The sequence below is a fragment of the Nonomuraea sp. NPDC002799 genome (assembly GCF_053592075.1).
Genome location: NZ_JBSFVA010000128.1, coordinates 1 through 1,974, shown reverse-complemented (window position 1 = coordinate 1,974; position 1,974 = coordinate 1). Strand labels below are relative to the sequence as shown.

At 71.6% G+C, this 1,974-nt stretch carries 2 protein-coding genes and 1 pseudogene; 1 reads left to right on the top strand and 2 read right to left on the bottom strand.

Features of this window, described 5'->3' with window-relative positions; all coding sequences use genetic code 11:
- Positions 1 to 150 precede the first annotated feature (150 nt).
- The gene (locus ACWD0F_RS52020) at positions 151 to 762 is read right to left on the bottom strand and encodes an EF-hand domain-containing protein (RefSeq protein ID WP_449890567.1); all 612 of its coding nucleotides are present in this window, start codon (positions 760 to 762) and stop codon (positions 151 to 153) included.
- Between the two features lie 154 nt (positions 763 to 916).
- On the opposite strand from ACWD0F_RS52020, the gene ACWD0F_RS52015 reads away from it, so the two are divergent.
- Positions 917 to 1,771 carry a hypothetical protein gene (locus tag ACWD0F_RS52015; RefSeq protein ID WP_449890565.1) on the top strand — a complete coding sequence of 285 codons (855 nt, stop codon included), beginning with the start codon at positions 917 to 919 and terminating at the stop codon, positions 1,769 to 1,771.
- A gap of 21 nt (positions 1,772 to 1,792) precedes the next feature.
- Here the strand turns inward: ACWD0F_RS52015 and ACWD0F_RS52010 are convergent.
- Positions 1,793 to 1,974: pseudogene (locus ACWD0F_RS52010) on the bottom strand (MFS transporter); the annotation flags it as partial.

Here is a 1,974-nt window from a genome sequence, read left to right as displayed (position 1 = left end):
CGTGTTTTCCCCCGGTGTGCCGTCCCGTCCCCCTTCGCCCCGGGGGGGGGGGGGGGGGGGGGCCCCCCCCCGCCCCCACCGGGCCGGGCGCTGACCCCGGCTCGGCCGCAGGTGCCCCCGGACTTCCGGCGGCACCGCGCCCGGAACAGGTCAGGGCGCTGGGACGCGGCCCAGCATCCAGGTGCCCGGCTCGTCGGCATCGTTGCTGGTGAGGATCGCGCGGACGCCTGCGACGAACTCCTGCCGGGAGATCACGCCATCGCCGTCGGTGTCGAGCCGGGCGAAAGCGTCCTCCCCGATCTGGCTTGCCAGGTTCATGGCCGTGTAGAACCCGACGTACTCCGGGCCGGAGATGGCCCCGTCGCCGTCGGTGTCGGCCGCGTCGAACAGCGGGGCGGCCAGGGCGAGGACCACTTCGGCAAGGTCGTCGGCGGCGTCCCCGGCCTGGTTGCGGGCGGCGGCCAGGTATTCGCCGGGGCTCACCGAGCCGTCGTGGTCGGCGTCGGCGCTGGCGCGCAGGTGTTCCCACCAGCCGGCGAAGCCCTGCCGAATGGCCTGGTGGGCGGCTGAGGCGGCATCCGGCGCCAGGGCCGCGCACATCTGGTCGGCACGTACGGTGAAGTCGGCCGCGCTCACGCGCCCGTCACCGGTGCTGTCCAGGGCCGCGAAGACGAGGGCGAGGTTGGATTCGGTCAGCGAGGACATCGGCAGCCTCCGGTCGATGATGAGAAACGAGTTGGCCACCCCCGAAGCCTCACTCACAGTAATCTTTTATGTACTGACAGTAAAGAGTGGGCGGCGACAGCAAGCAACCGGCTCGCCGCCGCCATGAGGTGCTCACCATCCGCCTGACTGCCGAACGAAGATCGCGATCGGAGCCCGGCGCTTTCGCGAAGCGTCGGTCGATAATCTTCGGATGCTGCGCTTACTCGTGACGCTCGTTACCGTGACGCTGCTTTTCAGCGGCGGCCATCTCCTCGTCGGGCAGCTCACGTTCGACGACCACGCCGTCCGGGCCGTCTGGACCTGGCGGACCAGCGGCGCGGCGGAGATCTGGCGTGACGGCTTCGTCCCGACGGAGGGCCTGAGCAAGATGGCGCAGGACGTGGAGGAGCAGATCCGGCACGATGAGGAGTTCGGCTTCGCCGTGGCCGGCCCACTCCCCGCGACGCCGGCCGGGGCGTGGATCCGCTGGGACGACGGCTCCGCCATGCCGGTCTCCGTGATCAGCGCGCGGCAGGCGCTGGTCGCCCAGGCTCCCTACGCGGCGGAGGCTTCCCCGCAGGACGACCGGGCGTACAAGATGACCGGCGCGACCTTCACCACCACCCGCGTGCGGACTCTGCGTGGTATGGCCACCGTCCCGGCGTGGCGGATGTCCTTCTCGGATCTGCCCGGCCCGATCGTTCACGTCGCGGTCGATCGGGCCGCGGCCGGCACGGTCGAGGACGCCATCGGTGACGATCGGGCGGCCGCCGTCAGCGGCTTCGAGCTGCTCGACGAGCGCACGCTGCGGGTGAGCTACGACTACGGTGTCTGCAGCCCTCGGGCGAGGCCGGTCGTCCGGTTGCGGGTGGCGGAGCGGTCCGACGTCGTGGTCCTCGGCATCGACGTGCAGAAGCGTGTCAGCCGGCTCCTGTGCCCGGGTCTGGGCCGGTCGGGTGAGGGGGTCGTCCGGCTTGGGGAGCCGTTGGGGGGCCGGGTGGTGCTGGACGCGAAGAGCAGGTTCCCGGTCTGCCTTCAAGGCACGGGCCCGTGTCGTGCCGGGTGAGCCACTGTGAGTCACTTGGGCTCAGGCGGCTTGGCTGAGCGGGGTGGTGTCCTGGGTGGCGGGGCGGGGTTGGCGCAGGACGATGAGGGCGACGGCGAAGGCGGCTACCAGCAGGGCGGCGGCGATGGTGAAGGCGATGTGGTAGCCGCCGGTCAGGGCGGCGGCTTGGCTTTGGCCGGTGGCCAGGAGGTCTTCGGTGCGGG